Genomic DNA, 17,014 nt, shown 5'->3' on the forward strand with positions numbered 1-17,014 from the left:
CAGTTCCTTCCGCGCACTGATGGCACGGAAGGTCAGGAGGAAATTTATTTTTCCGGCTGAGGTGTGTAGCGCAAATAAGGCTTCACAGCCTTGTAGCCTTTCGGAAAGAGCCTGGCGATTTCGTCCGGGTCGGTCAGAGAAGGCACGATGATCACATCATCGCCGTCGTTCCAGTTTACCGGCGTCGCCACTTTGTGGCCGTCAGTAAGTTGAAGGCTATCAATCAGGCGGAGGATCTCATCAAAGTTCCGACCGGCGCTTGGGGGATAGATGATGGAAGCGCGAATTTTCTTGTTGGGGTCGACGACATAAACTGCCCGAACCGTGACTTTGGCGTCCGCATTTGGGTGGATCATGTTGTACAGCGTTGCCACGCTGCGATCAGGATCGGCAATGATCGGAAATTGAACACTGGTATTCTGGGTTTCCTCGATATCAGCGATCCACTTCTTGTGGTCTTCGAGGCTGTCGACTGAAATGACGAGGGCTTTTGCGCCACGCTTGGCGAATTCATCCTTCAGTTTCGCTGTATAGCCAAGTTCGGTGGTGCAAACCGGTGTGAAATCGGCCGGGTGGGAGAAGAACACGACCCAGTCATCGCCAGCCCATTCGTGGAAGCGAATGCGGCCTTCTGTTGTCTCGGCTTCAAAATCTGGGGCGACGTCGCCAATCAGAAGGCTCATATTACCATACTCCTGTCTCTTGATTTCTGACCAGAAAATGGTGCCTAAGAAGAAGCAATCCAATGCGCGGCACCTGAAGCTGTCGATAAGTTTTTCTAATGCCCGATTCGGGAAGAAGGAATTGGAATGAAGCGCCTAATCCTGATGCGACACGCCAAGACAGAGCCTTGGGGCGAAGGGGTAGACGATTTCAGCCGCGCTCTGACGCCAAGAGGCAAGGAAGACGCGCAACGCATGGCCGAGGAACTGGTCGCGATGGGATGGGGTCCGGAGCGGATTTTGGTGTCTAGCGCCCGCCGCGCACGCGAAACCTGTTCTGAAGTTGCCAAGGTGGTGGAGGGCGAGAAAGTACGACCGATGGAGTCTCTCTATTTGGCGGGTGTGCGCGGGTTAACCGAAGCTGTGCGGCATAATGATGGTGCTGGTACGCTCATGATCATTGGTCACAATCCCGGCCTGCATGACTTCTCGATGGAAATTCTTCGCGAAGCCGGTAGCCAGGACCATCTGGAATCGATCCGGTTAATAGAAAAATTCCCAACCAGTTGCTGTGCCTTGTTCGAGAGTGATGAGGATGAAGCGTTTGTGTCTGCCCATTTCCGACTTGCGCAGGTCCTGCGGGCAAAGGACTTCCGGGAAGCCGACGCGAATTCCTGACAAGAAAATGCCCTGCTGGTGAGAGCAGGGCAAGGATCCGGACCGGGCGGGCGTGTGTTTGGAGAGGCAGGAGGCCCGCCAGAGCCGAAGAAGATTAGTTGGATGCGTAGTGAACCTTGGTGAAGGTCGCGTCATCCACGAAGGCGACGACCTTTTTCATCATCGAGCGTTCGCACTTTTCGACCACATAGTCCTTCGCGAAGCGAAATGTGTCATGTTCGGCGGCGCAGCGCTCATGAACATCCTGACGAATGCGCTTGTATTCTTGGATTGCGCCTTCTTGCGTCTCAAGTTGCGTGCGGTTCAGATCGATTTCCATCTGGAAATTGTCGGACGCGGCGAAAGCGGGCGCGGTGGCGATGGAAGCGGCAATGGCGATGGCTGTAATTGAGCGGATCATGGTGAGATTATCCTTCTGGGCTTGTGAGTGTGGGGGCGGGGGGAGGCCGGCGCCACGATCGGCAGGGGAACCGATTGTCGCGGCGCCGGCAGGCGGGCTTAGTCGGCGGCGGCGAACCAGAAGATTCTGACGATCCTCCGCTTTGACATCATTGGCCGGCCGGGTCCGGTGAGTTGCCTCTCCGGTCATGATGGAGAGGGCCATCACGTCATTCTTGGCGGGAGCGGCGATGTCGGTATGACGAGCGCGGGGGATCATGATTTTCAATTCCTTCTAGCTGTTTTCTGAATGTCCTTGGCGAGACCATCCCGCCGCCGACACAAACAATCTAGGTTGGAAATTATCGAAAATCAATAAGTTTTTATCGAAAAAAGATAAATACAAGCAATTTCAAGGCTCTGTTATTTGTTGAATATCGATATGGTCCGGCCAATTGCAAGTCAAGCCGAAGAAAAAATCTGAACCAGAATTAATACAAACGATTGCATTGTGCTGCCCACCAATCAGGCTTGGCTCTGCAAATCAAAGCTGAGCTGGATTGGGCTATGACCTGAACGCTTTGCTGTCATGTTGCGGCCGATAGTTGACCTTCTGATGCCCAGCGGCTTTCGAGCAATAGAATGAAAGGGCAGTGGGCGAGACGCCCCGTCAGGGGAAAGCCTGCGTTTTGCTTCTCGGGCGGCTGCGACATGGTCCACCAGCGGCATAGGGTAGGATTGTCCTAGAATGATGCCGTGCGCGGACAGGGCCGACTTGGGAGCTTCCCAGGGTGCATGGAGATACTGGTCGGGTAGTTCGGCGATCTCGGGAATCCATTTGCGGATGAACGCGCCGTCTGGGTCACGAGACAGGGATTGCCTGACGGGGTTGGGGATATATGGCGGAGCTTCTCTGGAGAGGCCGATGACTTGGCTGGCACTTCCGTAGTACATTGCGGGAGCAAAATCGGTGCAGAGTTGCGCTAGGACTTGAGCCGGGCGAACCGGTCCCAGCCAGAGATGACATGTTGCAAAGGAAAGAAGCAGGCTCCTGAGGCTCGATTCCAAATGCCCGGTGGCCTGAAGACACCGCATACTCGCATCCAATAGCGGAAACCCGGTTTTTCCATTTGTCCAGGCAGACAAACGAGGATCAGCCAAACTGGCTTCTTCTCGGTTATGGATGTCGACCGGGAGCAGGGACGTGTCGGTCAGACTGACCCGGGCAGATGCCTGAACACGTCGAGATCGCTTGGCGAGCTTTTCGGTGAAGCGGTGAAGTGCCGTGGCAAAGGTCTCGTCCCCATCGGTGACCAGTGCCGCCTGGGCTTTCATGGCGGCTTGCCAGACTTCGCGTTCTGACACTGAGCCCATCGTCAAATGAGCGGACAGTCGCGATGCGGTCGCCTCACATGCCGTTATGGACAAGTTTGCCTTCCCAGCATTGCGACCACCGCCCAACAGGAACCACCGCAATTGAAGGATTGCATTGGTCCGCCCGCCCGTTTGTCGGTCTGGACACCCGTCTGATTCCAGACCGAAATCAGAAGCGATCGGCCAGCCTTCCGATGGAATTGACAGCGGAGGAAGAGCTGCGGGCGCCGCGATACGAGGCTTTCTCATATGTCTGCGCCACGCCGTATCCCAATCAGAATGCGGCGAAATTGAATATTGTATCCCGGTATGCTCTCTCAGGGGAATCCCAACCTTGAGCGCCCAGGTTCGAACCTGCCGGTCCTGTTCCGCCTCTGCAGGCGTATTGCCGAGAGAGTGGAAATGAAGGGAAGCGATGCCATGCTGGGCATGCAGACGTGAGAGAACTTCCGTCACCACGCCGGATCTGAGGCAAAGCTGACCACCGCGTTGGCGCAGGGCGCGATCAAGATCAGCAAGAGATTCCACTGCAAACTCAAATTGGCGTCCCGACGTGTCGGCCCGTTGCCAATAATTCGGCTCGAATATGAAAAGCGGCACAATCTGTCCGCCCGCCGCGCTGGCAGAAGCGAGTGCGGCATGATCGTGAACCCGAAGGTCCCGTCGAAACCAGATGATGTTGAGCTCAGTCATAGAACAAATATAGAACAAACTTTGCGAGAGTCTATATATTTCCATCAATTGGGGCATTCGTTACGATCTCGAAACGAATTCAACTTGTGGTTTCTTGAGCTTCGTCCTCTTTACTCATCAATGCATTTCATGGGTGGTGATGGGGCGTCCGCGCGGGAGAGATTTCCGCAGCATTTGTTTGATGACCTTGCTGAGCCTCCGCCGGACGTGCGTCTGGCGGAAAGGGCAGCGGAGGCGTTCCCTTCCCGATTCCAGGGCATGTCTGCAAAGACAGGACTTGACGAGGCACAGTCTCGTTTCGTCGGTCGGAGCGCGGCCACACTTGGTATTTTGGGATTGTTTGCGCCCGGGTTGATCCTGACTGGGCTTGGGACGCTCAGCCTGGTCATCTTCGTTCTCATCATTGCGTATAGACTCGCATTGGCGATCTTTGGGGGCAGTCGCGCCTACCTTCTGACCGATCCAGCCTCCCTCTCCTTGTTGCTGCCGGTATATACGATCCTGATAGCGCTCAAGGACGAGGCCACCTGCATGCCCCAGCTGTCGGGCAGCCTCATGTCGCTTGAGTATCCGCGGCATTTGCTTGATGTGAAACTGTTGTTGGAAGCCGGAGACGACGCAACGAAGGATGCGATCCATGCTCAAATATGGCCGGAAGGAACCGAAGTTCTGGTCCTGCCCCCCGGCAAGCCACAGACCAAGCCCCGCGCGTTGAATTATGGCCTCGGACGGGCCCGTGGGGCATTTGTGACCGTCTATGATGCCGAGGACCGGCCCAATCCGGGCCAGCTCATGGAGGCGGCACGCCGGTTTGCGTGGGATCCGGACCTGGCTTGCGTCCAGGCTCCCCTGTCTGGGAATGTACGCTTCGGTAGTTGGCTGTCCCGGCACTGGGCATTGGAGTACGCAATTCAGTTTCACCGGCTCATGCCAGCGCTGGCTCGACTCGGAATGCCCATACCGCTTGGCGGAACAAGCAATCATTTCCGGCGCAGGGCGCTACTCGCGTCGGGCGGGTGGGATGCGTGGAATGTCACTGAAGATGCGGATCTGGGTCTGCGCTTCGCCCGGCTTGGCAAGAAGATTGGTGTCATCGCGCCTTCAACTGTTGAGCTGCCGCCACAGCGTCTGAATGTCTGGTTTGGTCAGCGGTCGCGATGGTTGAAGGGCTTTGTGCAGACTTGGTTGGTGCTGATGCGCGAACCCGTCACTGCAGCACGTGAAATGGGGGCGCTGCGCTTTGTCTCAATGCAGCTGACGCTTGGCGCCTCCATTCTGTCTGCGCTCTTTCACCTTCCTTGGCTGGTCTGGTGCGTGGTCTGTATCGTGTCTCCGGATACCAACTTAAGCCGCATCAGCTGGGCGATGCTCACCGTTTCTTATGCGGTTGGTGCTGTGACCGCCCTCACAGTGCCGTCGACTTCCTTCGCAATACGCATGCGAGACCTTATCACATTGCCATTTTATTGGCCGCTGCAGTTCTTCGCGATGGCGAGAGCCCTCTACAGCTTGGCGCGCAGACCACATTATTGGGTCAAAACGCCTCGAGAGGGCGTGCCTGGCGCGGGAGGCGCGCACCAATTCTAACGCTAGGTCAGTGCTTGGCGGTGCTATCCGATGGGCATATGGTTGGGCAAAGTTCTGTTGCCCCTTCAGGAGTCCGATATGGCATATGATGAATCTGTCGATTTAGAGCAATTCCGTGCTGAAACGCGGGAATGGCTTGAGGAGAATTGTCCGCCGTCGATGCGCACGCCAATGAAGGACGACGAGATCGTCTGGGGCGGTAAGCGCGAAAAGTTCAAAAACCCCGAAGCAAAGCTCTGGTTGGAGCGCATGGGCGAGAAGGGGTGGACCTCCCCTGAATGGCCAGCGAAATATGGGGGTGGCGGACTTACCCGCGCGCAGAACCGCGTGCTTCAGGAAGAGCTACGCCGCATCAAGGCGCGCCCGGCGCTGTTCTCCTTTGGCCTGTGGATGTTTGGTCCGGCCTTGCTTGAGTTTGGCAACGAGGAGCAGAAGCTTCGTTTCATCCCGGACATCGTGAAAGGCAAGACTCGCTGGTGTCAGGGATATTCCGAGCCCGGCGCGGGGTCTGACCTCGCTGACCTTCAGACGCGTTGCGAGGACAAGGGCGATCACTACCTGATCAATGGGCAGAAGGTATGGACATCTTACGCTGACAAGGCCGACTGGATCTTCTGTCTCGTGCGCACTGACACGAGCGTGAAGCATGAAGGCATCAGCTTCATCCTGTTCGACATGGAGAGCCCCGGAGTTGAGGCGCGTCCGATCCAGTTGATTTCCGGTGAAAGCCCATTCTGCGAAACCTTCTTTTCCGACGTCAAGGTGCCAAAGGACCAATTGGTTGGCGACGTGAATGGGGGCTGGCAGATCGCCAAGCGGCTGCTTCAGTTCGAGCGCTCTTCAATTTCCGCTGGCGGATTTGGCGGCACGGGTGGCTCCGGCATTCTTGGGCCTGAAGAATATGCGAAGATGCATATCGGTACCGACAATGAGGGACGTCTCATTGATGGCGACCTCCGCGGACGGATCACGGACCACAAGATGTATGCAAAGGCGTTCAATTTGACCGTCCAGCGCCAGGCCGAACAAGCCAAGGCTGGCCAGCAGGTGGGCCACACAGCTTCCATCCTGAAATATGGCGCTGCCAAGATGAATCAGGATCGCCACGAACTACTCGTGGAGGCGCTTGGAACTGAGGGGCTTGGCTGGGAAGGGGAGGGCTTTGACCCATCCGCCAAAAAGGTTACGCGCCAATGGCTTCGCTCGAAAGGCAACTCAATTGAGGGCGGCACGAGTGAGATCAATCTGAACGTGATCTCGAAACGCGTATTGGGTCTCAAGGACCACAAATAAGCATGTCGTCCACGCAGATCATCATTCTGTTTCTTGGCACACCGTTCATGGCCGGAGTCCTGGCTCCGTTTTTCCGTGGGCGCTGGCTTGTGCAGATGGCTGTGTGGACACTTGCGCTGTTGTCGACTCTTGTCGTTGTCTACGTATGGGCAGGCATGGAGGCAGCGCGCCTCGAATTGACAAACATCCGGCTGGTTCTCGCTGCCAGCGCCCTTTGGAGTACGGCCGGTTTGGCCGGTTTGCTCGTAGGGCGCGAAGCGGAAAATGTCCGCCGTGATGCAATAAACACCAGGGAAAAACGCAAGGCTTCGGAGATATTCAGATGACGTTCCTTTTGACGGAAGACCAGGAAATGCTGCGCGACACCGCTATGGCGTTCGCGCGTGATGAAATGCCGGTGACTCGCCTGCGCCAACTGCGCGACAGTGGGGCAAATGGCGTAGACGCAGAGACACGACAGAAACTCGCCGAACTCGGCTTCTTTGGTGTGATCATTCCAGATGAGCCCGGTGGTGAACACTTCGGCCTGGTCGGACTTGGCCAGGTTCTGGAAGCGCAAGGCCGCACACTGGCGCCAACCCCGGTTCTCCAGACAGCCTTGATTGCGGCCAGCGCCTTGCAGCTGGGTGGCAGCGCCGAACAGCAGGCGGAATGGTTGCCCAAGATTGCCGGGGGCGAAACCAGTTTTGCCTTGGCGCTCGACGAAACGGCACATTTCAATCCGCTGGGTGTCGCCACCGAAGCGGAGAGCAATGGGCAGGGTTACACGCTGAACGGCATGAAGCGCTTTGTACCGGACGCCCATCATGCAGAGATGCTGATTGTTGTGGCGCGTACGTTTGGTGAAGCAGGTGACCGTCACGGCCTTACCCTGTTCATGGTTCCGGCGGATGCGAAGGGCGTATCGGTCCAAGCGCTGAACTCTGTCGATTCTCACGGCGCGGCTCATGTCGTGCTGGAAGATGTGATGGTTCCGGGAACCGCTATCATTGGCGCGGTGGACAAAGGCGCAGACGTACTGGAGCCGGTTCTGGACCGGGCGGCGATTGGTCAGGCGGCTGAAATGCTGGGAAGTGCAGATGCGGCGTTTGAAATGACGTTGGAGTACCTCAACAACCGCAAACAGTTCGGCCAACTGATTGGATCGTTCCAGTCATTGCAGCATCGGGCCGCAAAGATGTTCACTGAGCTGGAGCTGACGCGGTCCTGCGTTGCGGCTGCGCTGGCGGCCGTCGATGACGGCAAGTCAAATGTCGCGGAACTGGCAAGTCTCGCCAAAGCGCGTGCTGGTGAATTGATTCACCTTGTTTCAAACGAATGCGTTCAGATGCATGGGGGAATTGGCATGACGGATGATGCAGACCCTGGCCTCTACATGAAGCGGGCTCGTGTACAGGAAGCGCTCTATGGTTCTGCCAGCTGGCACAGGGATCGCTACGCGCGCCTTGCCGGATACTGATCGAGCATTCAACGCGAAAAAAGCCGGGAAGGTTATGACCTTCCCGGCTTTCTTTTTGTCCCGTGAAGGAAGCAGCGCTTAGCCCTTGAGGACCGAGCCCTTCTTGAGCGCCTTGGCGATCAGGTAATACATTACCGGACGATGCTTTGCGCGAACGGACTTTCCGTACTTTGCAACAGCATCTGCAATCGCGGCATCTGCTTTTGCGTCGTCAGTCACGCCAAGCTTCTTCGCGATGAAGCCTTTCTTGATGCGACCCAGCTCTTCCTTGTCAGAAGCAGCAACGGTTGCGGAATCGGCCTTGTAGATCGTCGGCCCACAGGCTTTGACGGCTGCATCCAGAAGCGCCATGTCAGAGCGTGTCTCGCCAACCTTGTCTTTCAGGTCAGTGATGTACTTCTCCATCAGGACTTCCTTCGGTGAAGGTGCCTTAGCTGGTTTCGTTGTCTTGGGTGCAGCAGCTTTTTTTGGCGCCGCAGCTTTCTTGGCTTTGGTTGCTTTTGCCATGGGAGTGTCTCCTCAATGGGCCCGACGGACGGGCGTGTTTAAATTTACGCAGCTCACAACACGAATCAGTTTGAAACGCTGTTTGAACACTGACCCGTTTTTCCACAGCCTGCCAACCCCTTTTCGGTAGTGCAACAATATCCCGAAGTAGTGCGAATACGGACTAAACAGTCAATATGCCGTCTTGGGAGGTTGGCTGGAAGCACATGGATACGATTGATTGACCTCTCTATGCGAGGAGTTCACACCCATTGGCGATACTGGCCGTGAAGTGAGGATAAAATGTTTCGTTACCTGCCTTGGCTCGCAACTGTTCTGCTGTTGGCGCTATGCCTTGTGTTTTGGCGACAGCACAGCTGGTTGATCTACCTCGCTGTCGCTTTGATCCCTTTGGCTCTTACAGGTCTGTATGATGTGCTTCAGCGTCGACACAGTCTTTGGCGAAACTTTCCGCTTTTCGCACGTATTCGATGGGTTGCGGAAGAGTTGCGACCTTTCCTGCGTGCCTACATTGTCGAGAGCGAAACGGAGGGGCGCCCCTTTAATCATGAAGAGCGCGCATTGGTGTATCGGCGGGCAAAGGATGTTTCGTCCGTTGAGCCGTTCGGCAGCCATCTTGATATCGACAAGCCGCCTTATGAATGGTTGGCGCATTCCGTAGCGGCGAAACATCCGGACGAGACAAACCCACGTGTGCTGGTGGGCGCGCCGGAGACATCGCAGCCCTACTCAGCAAGTGTATTCAATATCTCTGCAATGAGTTTCGGCTCACTCGGCGCGCACGCAATCGAAGCCCTGTCAAAAGGCGCATCCCTAGGTGGGTTTTATCACGACACAGGAGAAGGTGGCGTGTCACGCTATCATCGTCAGGGCGGGGGCGATCTTGTCTGGGAACTGGGCTCTGGCTATTTCGGGTGCCGCGCAGCTGACGGATCTTTTGATGCGGCCAAGTTCGCGGACACGGCCTCTGACCCACAGATCAAGATGATTGAAGTAAAGCTGAGCCAAGGCGCAAAGCCGGGGCATGGCGGCGTGTTGCCGGGAGAAAAGGTAACACATGAGATCGCCGAGGCGCGCGGGATCGCCGTTGGACAAACATGCATTTCGCCGCCCGCGCATTCCTCCTTCTCAACACCAATCGAGATGCTGGAGTTTGTTGCCAGCCTGCGCGAGCTGTCAGGCGGCAAACCGGTCGGGATCAAGTTTGCTGTCGGCAATCGTTGGGAAACGCTGGCCATCTGCAAAGCCATGTTGGAAACTGGGCTGCGCGCTGACTTTATGGTGGTCGATGGTGGGGAAGGGGGCACTGGCGCAGCGCCTGCGGAGTTTCTTGACCATGTCGGTGCACCCTTGAGGCAGGCCCTGGTGCTGACTCGCAACGCGCTTGTGGGGACGGGTTTGAAGGGGGATGTGCGGCTTGCCTGTTCCGGCAAACAGATCAGCGCCTTCTCACTTGCGTCTTCCATGGCGCTGGGAGCTGACTGGGTGAATACGGCGCGCGGCTTCATGTTCTCGCTCGGCTGCATTCAGTCGCTGAATTGCCACAACAATACATGCCCGACCGGCATTGCGACATCCGACAAGGCGCGCCAGCGCGGATTGGTCGTGGCCGACAAGGCGCTCCGCGTCAGGAACTACCACCGAAATACGGTCAAGGCATTGATGGAGGTTGTTGGCGCCGCAGGATGTGAACATCCGTCCGAACTGACCCCGCGCCACGTCATGCATCGCGTGACGGAGGACATCGCCTACACCGCCGAACGCGCCTACCAACTTGTGCAGGCCGGACAATTGTTGAACGCCCCGGATGAAACCCAACTGGCGCAGGAATGGCGCATGGCACAGGCCAACAGTTTCCTGCCAGCAAGCTAGTTCTGTGATTTTGCGGGAACCATCGGCGCGCTGCTCAGATTTATGGTAGTGCCCGCAAAGCGAGCAGGGTGGGGGTTTCTGCACTCAGCTACAGCGCTATGCCTTTGGCAGTGATGCGTCACGCGTTAGATGGGGTGAGACAGGATGGGCAATGACAGAACATAAAGTTTCAAAAGGCTCACGACTGATCGCAGTCTCAAACCGTACTGCGGCTGGCCAAGAAAGCCGAGCCGGAGGGCTCGCAGTTGCGCTTTGGGATACGCTTGCCGACACGCAGGGCCTCTGGATTGGCTGGAGCGGCCGTATTCTCGACTTTCCCAGCAACCGCGCGAAGCGGTCTGCAGAGGACGGCGTTGAGTTCGCCTTGACTGACTATTCCCGCGACCAGTTTGACGGTTTCTATCTCGGTTATTCAAACAGTGTTCTCTGGCCGGTCATGCACAACCGGATTGATCTGGCTGTGTTCGATTCCGCGTATTATCGGTTCTATGTCGAGATCAATGAGAAGTTTGCTGAAATCGTAAGGCACCAGGCAGACGAAGCCGACATTGTCTGGGTCCATGATTATCACTTCCTGCTGCTCGGCGACATCTTGCGGGAAGAGGGGTGGCGGGGGAAATGTGGTTTCTTTCTGCATATTCCATTTCCCGCTCCGGAAGTGTTCCGCGCCATTCCTGAACATCGCAAGTTGGCGAAGGGAATTTGCGCCTATGACATTGTCGGCCTTCAGTGCCGCAAGGACCTCGCCAATCTCGCGCAATACCTCGAAGAAGAATTCGGCGCCGAGGAGCAGCCGGATGGGAAGTTCAAGGTTGACGGGCGCATTGTCCATTTACTGCACTGTCCGATAGGCATTGATAGTAAGGGCTTTGCTGCAGCGGCAACCCACGAGCCAGCAGACCGGGCGGCGACCCGCCTGTCACGTTTTCTAGGTGAACGCGACCTCGTCATCGGGGTTGACCGGATGGACTATTCGAAGGGTCTGCCGCAGCGGTTTGAAGGTATGGCCGACTTGTTCGACCGGTATCCGGAATTACACGGCAAGATTTCGTTCACTCAGATCGCACCGCCCTCACGGTCTGTCGTCGAGGAATACGCCCAGCTCCGTGAACAGCTTGATGCGCTGTCCGGACGGATCAATGGCGACTATGGCGACCTCGACTGGATGCCGATCAGATATCTGGCGCGCGGGTACGACCGCGAAGAAATCGCCGGGCTCTACCGTCTCGCAAAGGCCTGCTTGGTGACCCCCTTGCAGGACGGCATGAATCTTGTTGCGAAGGAGTTTGTCGCCGCGCAAGACCCTCAGGACCCGGGTGTTCTGATCCTGTCGCAATTTGCCGGTGCGGCAGAGCAGATGAAGGAGGCGATCATCATCAATCCATATGACAGCTCGGCCATCGCGGAAGCCGTTAAGCAGGCCATAGAGATGCCGCTCGACGAGCGGAAGGACCGTTGGCAGACGCTCTTCGACAATATTGCCCAGCAGGACATCAACTGGTGGCGCCACCGCTTCATGACGGCGTTTGAGGGCGTTCCTGCATGAGTAATTCCTCTGTCATGCCGCCGGCGCTTGACCAGGGTGTCGCCTTGTTCCTGGATTTTGATGGAACGCTGTCTCCGCTTCAGGATGATCCAGATGCCGTGTTTCTGGCGTCAGGTCTGGATTCGGTTCTCATGCGCGTCTCTCAAAAGCTCGATGGTGCATTGGCAATTCTCTCTGGCCGTGACCTGACAGATTTGTCGAAACGTGTGCCTGATACGCTTTGGAGGTTCGGCAATCATGGCCTGAGATCAGCCGCGCCCGGCGCGGCAATGACCGAAGGTGTGCCGTCCGCGCCCAAGTCTCTGCTCTCCGGCATCTCATCCGTCGTGGACGTGCATGATGGTGTACGCTTGGAAGAGAAAGGGCCGGTTCTCGCAATCCACTATCGTGCGGCACCTGAAAAGAGTGAGCAACTCACTCACGAAATCAGTAGCGTAATTTCTCAGCACAAAGATTACTCCTTGCAGTCGGGAAAGATGGTGCTTGAGGCAAAGCCGAGTGGGGCCAATAAGGGCGTTTGCCTGCAAGCTGCCATGGAGACTGCGCCGTTCGCTGGGCGCCTGCCGGTGATGATTGGCGACGACAAGACAGATGAAGACGCCTTCCTTGTGGCCAATAAGCTCGGTGGCTGGTCGATCAAGGTCGGGGAAGGAGAGAGCGCGGCAAACTATCGGCTGGCGTCTCATCGCGACGTCGCTACCTATCTGGAACAAGTGTTGGGAGAAGTATGAGTCTCGATCTGGGAATTGTTGGCAACGGAACCATTGCGGGCCTGATCAATGCGCGCGGTGACTATGAGTGGTTCTGCCTGCCACGCTTTGACGGGGAGCCCGTCTTCAACAAGCTTTTGGGCGGTGGCGGTTCATTCAGTGTGTGGATGGAGGGCCTGTCCGAGCGTACGCAGTCCTACGACCGGAACACCGCCATCCTGCGCACGCGTATGGAGTCTGAAGATGGTGCCATCCTGGAGATCGTCGACTTTGCTCCGAGGTTTGAACGCAAGGGTCGCACGTTCCGGCCCGTCAGTCTGGTGCGACGGTTTGAAGTTATCGCGGGCACGCCACAGCTGAAAATCTCCCTGACGCCGGAAACGGACTGGGGAGGGCGTCGGCTCAAGCCCATACGCGGTGTCAATCATGTGCGGTTCGTCGATGAAGAGTTTTCATTCCGAGTCACGACTGACGCGCCGGTTTCCTATATTCTCACCGAAACAAGCTTCGTCCTGGACAAGGATGTGACGTTTATTCTTGGGGCAGACGAATCGCTGACAGATTCCCCGAGTGTCATCGCACGCGACTGGGAGGAGCGCACGCGTCAATATTGGGCGAAGTGGGCGCGGAGCCTCGCCGTGCCGTTCGAATGGCAGGATGAGGTTATCCGCGCGGCCATAACACTTAAACTGTGCGTTTTCGAAGAGACTGGCGGCATCGTGGCGGCGCTGACCACGTCCATTCCAGAGCATGAGGGTTCGTCACGCAACTGGGATTATCGCTTCTGCTGGATCCGGGATGCCTATTTCACTGTGACAGCGTTGAACCGGCTTTCAGGTATGGGGACGCTGGAGCACTATATGAGGTGGGTGCGGAATATTGTGGCCCATTCCAAAGGCGGTCACATCCAGCCTGTCTACGGGATCGGACTCGAGGCTGACTTGACCGAAGACCTCGCACCGAATTTGCCGGGCTTCCGGGATTCAGGACCGGTGCGCCGTGGGAATCAAGCCGCCGAACATGTGCAGCACGATGTTTACGGCCAGGTCGTACTCGGCGTCGCGCAATCCTTTTTCGATCACCGGCTGCTTGCACAGCCCGGCATTGCCGAGTTCGAACAACTTGAGCCCGTGGGCGAGCGCGCATTCGCAGTCTATGACACACCGGATGCAGGCATCTGGGAGTTCCGGACCATTGCGCATGTCCACACATCGTCGGCGATCATGTGCTGGGCAGCATGCGATCGCCTGTCGCGCATTGCCGAGCGGCTAGAACTCGACAATCGTGCGGCCTATTGGCGTGAGCGGGCCGACATCATTCACGCCACCATTCTGGAGAAGGCGTGGAGTGCAGACGTTGGCGCGTTTACAGCGGCCTTTGGTGGCACCGATCTTGATGCCTCCGTTCTGCTGATGGCCGAGATCGGCTTTCTTCCGGCAAGCGATCCGCGTTATGTCGCCACCGTTGAGGCCGTCGACCGCGATCTTCGAATGGGAAATCATGTTTATCGCTACAAGGTCGAGGATGATTTCGGAAAACCGAAGACTGCCTTCACGGCGTGTACCTTCTGGTTCATTGATGCGCTTTACCGGGTGGGGCGCGTCGAGGAGGCACGCGAAATCTTTGAAAGCGTGCTTGCCAGCCGCAATCATGTTGGATTGCTGTCGGAGGATGTTGATCCAGAGACTGGCGAGCTTTGGGGTAACTTTCCTCAAACCTACTGCATGGTTGGAATCATCAATTCTGCAGCCCTTCTGAGCAAGCCTTGGGCAGCGGTTACCTGATATTGCGCAGTTTATACGAACGCAGGCAGTTGATCATCATGAACGCTGACTGAGTTTGTTGAAACTATCCAGCGTTTGTGCGTTGCTGAGTTTATGGCTGATGGTGAGGACGTATTCGACGAGATGCATGGATTTGGCGAAGGCGTGCGCGCGCCTTATGCCGGATACAATGGCTGGTTTGACAAAACGACTCCTTCGGCTCTGCTGAAGAAATCGCGGGATGCGCAAACCTTCTTTCGGCGCACCGGAATCACCTTCAACGTTTATGGAAAGTCCGAAGCTGACGAGCGGCTGATCCCATTCGATCTGGTGCCGCGCATTATCGGCGCCAGCGAGTGGGCCTTACTGGTTCGCGGCATCGAGCAACGGGTCAAGGCAATCAACGCTTTCCTGTATGACATCTATCACCGACAGGAGATCGTCCGCGCCGGTCGCCTGCCGGAACACCTTATCCGCGAGAATGACGCCTTTCTTCCGAAAATGATCGGTTTCGATCCACCGGGAGGGATTTACACGCATATTGTCGGGATTGATCTGGTGCGCACCGGCCCCAACGAATTCTTTGTACTGGAGGACAATGCCCGCACGCCCTCTGGCGTGTCCTATATGCTGGAAAACCGGGAGACCATGTTGAAGATGTTCCCGGAACTGTTTGCGCAGATGTCGGTGCAGCGTGTTTCGGGGTATCCGATGGCGCTGCGGCGTTCGCTCGAACGGTCTGCGCCGGCACAGGCCTCGGGCCGACCCACGGTGGCGATCCTCACGCCAGGTATCCATAATTCAGCCTATTTTGAGCATGCCTTCCTGGCGGACCAGATGGGCGTTGAGCTGGTCGAAGGTCATGACTTGCGCGTCGTTGATGGACGGGTCGCCATGCGAACCACGCAAGGCTACGAAACCATTGATGTGCTGTATCGACGAGTTGATGATGAGTATCTTGATCCGCTGAATTTCCGCTCGGAATCCATGCTGGGCGTGGCGGGCATTTTTGATGTTTACCGGGCTGGGGGCATTACGATTGCCAATGCTCCGGGCACCGGTATTGCCGACGACAAGGCGATCTACTCGTACATGCCCGACATCGTCGAATTCTATACGGGGCAAGCGCCGCTACTGAAGAATGTGCCGACTTGGCGCTGTGCGGAGAAAGACTCCCTGTCCTATGTGCTGGAGCATCTGGAAGAACTTGTCGTCAAGGAGGTTCACGGCTCCGGAGGCTATGGCATGCTGGTCGGGCCCGCGGCGAGCAAGAAGGAAATTTCCGCTTTCCGGAAGAAGCTTCAAGCGAAGCCGTCCAACTATATCGCGCAGCCGACATTGGCCCTTTCGACAGTGCCTGTGCTGACGAAATCCGGCCTGTCACCTCGCCATGTCGACTTGCGCCCGTTCGTGCTTGTTTCATCTGATGGCGTTGACGTGACGCCCGGCGGATTGACCCGCGTTGCCATGAAAAAGGGATCGCTTGTTGTGAACTCCAGCCAAGGCGGGGGCACCAAGGACACTTGGGTCCTGAAGGAGGGTTAGGTCATGCTGGGCAGGACTGCATCGGGCCTGTTCTGGATGGCCCGGCTTCTGGAAAGAGCCGAAAATACCAGCCGTCTTGTTGAGGCAGGCTTCCGCATGGCGCTCACCCGGACTCAGCCGGGCGAGGAGGAGTGGCGATCTGTGCTCGTCACCGCTGGCTGTTGCGATGCCTATCTGGCGCGTCACGACACAATCACGGGCGACAAGGTTGCCGATTTCGCCCTGCGAGATCGTAGCAATCCGTCCAGCGTGATGTCATCGTTGCATGCAGCGCGAGAAAATGCCCGCATGACCCGTACCGCGCTGACGCGGGAAATGTGGGAAGCGATCAATGACTTCTGGATGGCCGTGCGCGATGCGCTGAAGCGTGCGCCATCCGAGACGGACCTGCCGGAAATCCTGACCATGATCCGCCAGCAGGGCGCGCAGGTAAGGGGCGCGACCACGGGCACCATGCTCCGCAATGACATCTATAATTTTATCTTGCTGGGCATCATGTTTGAGCGTGCTGACAATACGGCGCGCATTCTCGATACAAAATACTACGTCCTACTGCCGTCCAGCGCCTCGGTCGGCTCGTCGCTCGACAATGTGCAATGGGAGATGATCCTGAGGTCGGCCTCGGCAGAGCGGTCTTTTCACTGGCTGAATGGTGGCAACATCACGCCGCGAGCGATAGCCGATTTCCTGATCTTCGACACACGTATGCCGCGCTCGCTGGCCTACTGCTACGACACGATCACCCACCAGTTGGATTGTTTGTTCCGGCAATATTGCCAACGGCTGGGGACCCATGATCTTGCCGAATCTCTTGAGGCGAGCTTGACGGCCACGACGATTGAGCGCGTGTTTGAAAACGGATTGCACGAATTCCTGTCGGACTTCCTGAGGCGGAATGCATCCCTCTCGGCGCAGATCGAAACAGATTTCAGGTTCGCGGAGTGATG

General features: G+C 56.9%; 15 protein-coding genes. 11 read left to right on the plus strand and 4 right to left on the minus strand.

All coding sequences use genetic code 11. The annotated features are described in order from the left end of the window. Window positions 1-44: 44 nt before the first annotated feature. Window positions 45-683 (minus strand): peroxiredoxin, encoded by a 639-nt coding sequence (locus L53_RS10575; protein ID WP_034814962.1) that lies wholly within the window; start codon window positions 681-683, stop codon window positions 45-47. A gap of 126 nt (window positions 684-809) precedes the next feature. On the opposite strand from L53_RS10575, the gene L53_RS10580 reads away from it, so the two are divergent. Beyond that, complete coding sequence (locus tag L53_RS10580) at window positions 810-1,340, plus strand: histidine phosphatase family protein (protein ID WP_051607824.1); 531 nt, start codon at window positions 810-812, stop codon at window positions 1,338-1,340. 94 nt (window positions 1,341-1,434) lie between these two features. Here the strand turns inward: L53_RS10580 and L53_RS10585 are convergent, their stop codons facing one another. Together L53_RS10585 and L53_RS10590 are read right to left on the minus strand one after the other, a co-directional pair. Beyond that, the gene (locus L53_RS10585; RefSeq protein ID WP_034814964.1) at window positions 1,435-1,998 is read right to left on the minus strand and encodes a UrcA family protein; all 564 of its coding nucleotides are present in this window, start codon (window positions 1,996-1,998) and stop codon (window positions 1,435-1,437) included. Between the two features lie 245 nt (window positions 1,999-2,243). After that, window positions 2,244-3,785 carry an FAD-binding domain-containing protein gene (locus L53_RS10590; protein WP_051607826.1) on the minus strand — a complete coding sequence of 514 codons (1,542 nt, stop codon included), beginning with the start codon at window positions 3,783-3,785 and terminating at the stop codon, window positions 2,244-2,246. Window positions 3,786-4,043: 258 nt separating this feature from the next. On the opposite strand from L53_RS10590, the gene L53_RS16425 reads away from it, so the two are divergent. The 4 genes from L53_RS16425 to L53_RS10610 all read left to right on the plus strand — a co-directional run bounded on the left by L53_RS16425 (window position 4,044) and on the right by L53_RS10610 (window position 8,124). Further along, window positions 4,044-5,372, plus strand: a complete 1,329-nt coding sequence (locus L53_RS16425; RefSeq protein WP_198019793.1) for a glycosyltransferase family 2 protein — start codon at window positions 4,044-4,046, stop codon at window positions 5,370-5,372. A 78-nt stretch (window positions 5,373-5,450) separates the two neighbouring features. Then, a complete protein-coding gene (locus L53_RS10600) occupies window positions 5,451-6,665 on the plus strand; it encodes an acyl-CoA dehydrogenase family protein (RefSeq protein ID WP_034814966.1) in 1,215 nt (404 codons plus the stop codon). Between the two features lie 2 nt (window positions 6,666-6,667). Then, window positions 6,668-6,991, plus strand: coding sequence for a hypothetical protein (locus L53_RS10605; protein WP_034814968.1), 324 nt, complete (start codon window positions 6,668-6,670; stop codon window positions 6,989-6,991). Next, window positions 6,988-8,124, plus strand: a complete 1,137-nt coding sequence (locus L53_RS10610) for an acyl-CoA dehydrogenase family protein (protein WP_034814971.1) — start codon at window positions 6,988-6,990, stop codon at window positions 8,122-8,124. Before L53_RS10605 ends, L53_RS10610 begins: the two co-directional genes overlap by 4 nt. A 78-nt stretch (window positions 8,125-8,202) precedes the next feature. Here the strand turns inward: L53_RS10610 and L53_RS10615 are convergent, their stop codons facing one another. Next, entirely contained in the window at window positions 8,203-8,631 is a 429-nt protein-coding gene (locus tag L53_RS10615; RefSeq protein WP_084333332.1) for a DUF2853 family protein, read from the minus strand. A gap of 282 nt (window positions 8,632-8,913) precedes the next feature. Between L53_RS10615 and L53_RS10620 the strand changes: the two genes are divergently transcribed. From L53_RS10620 to L53_RS10645, 6 genes are all read left to right on the plus strand, one after another. Beyond that, on the plus strand, window positions 8,914-10,503 hold the full coding sequence (locus L53_RS10620; protein WP_034814973.1) for an FMN-binding glutamate synthase family protein: 1,590 nt from the start codon (window positions 8,914-8,916) through the stop codon (window positions 10,501-10,503). A gap of 151 nt (window positions 10,504-10,654) precedes the next feature. Beyond that, on the plus strand, window positions 10,655-12,049 hold the full coding sequence (locus L53_RS10625) for a trehalose-6-phosphate synthase (RefSeq protein ID WP_034814975.1): 1,395 nt from the start codon (window positions 10,655-10,657) through the stop codon (window positions 12,047-12,049). After that, window positions 12,046-12,780, plus strand: coding sequence for a trehalose-phosphatase (otsB, locus tag L53_RS10630; protein WP_034814977.1), 735 nt, complete (start codon window positions 12,046-12,048; stop codon window positions 12,778-12,780). Before L53_RS10625 ends, otsB begins: the two co-directional genes overlap by 4 nt. Then, window positions 12,777-14,543 carry a glycoside hydrolase family 15 protein gene (locus L53_RS10635; protein WP_034814979.1) on the plus strand — a complete coding sequence of 589 codons (1,767 nt, stop codon included), beginning with the start codon at window positions 12,777-12,779 and terminating at the stop codon, window positions 14,541-14,543. The genes otsB and L53_RS10635 overlap by 4 nt, the downstream gene beginning before the upstream one ends. 93 nt (window positions 14,544-14,636) lie before the next feature. After that, window positions 14,637-16,067 (plus strand): circularly permuted type 2 ATP-grasp protein, encoded by a 1,431-nt coding sequence (locus tag L53_RS10640; protein WP_034814981.1) that lies wholly within the window; start codon window positions 14,637-14,639, stop codon window positions 16,065-16,067. 3 nt (window positions 16,068-16,070) lie between these two features. Continuing rightward, the gene (locus L53_RS10645) at window positions 16,071-17,012 is read left to right on the plus strand and encodes an alpha-E domain-containing protein (protein WP_034814984.1); all 942 of its coding nucleotides are present in this window, start codon (window positions 16,071-16,073) and stop codon (window positions 17,010-17,012) included. The last annotated feature ends 2 nt before the right edge of the window (window positions 17,013-17,014 follow it).

It is taken from the genome of Hyphomonas sp. L-53-1-40 (genome assembly GCF_000682775.1).
In the GTDB taxonomy this organism is placed as follows: Bacteria; Pseudomonadota; Alphaproteobacteria; order Caulobacterales; family Hyphomonadaceae; genus Hyphomonas.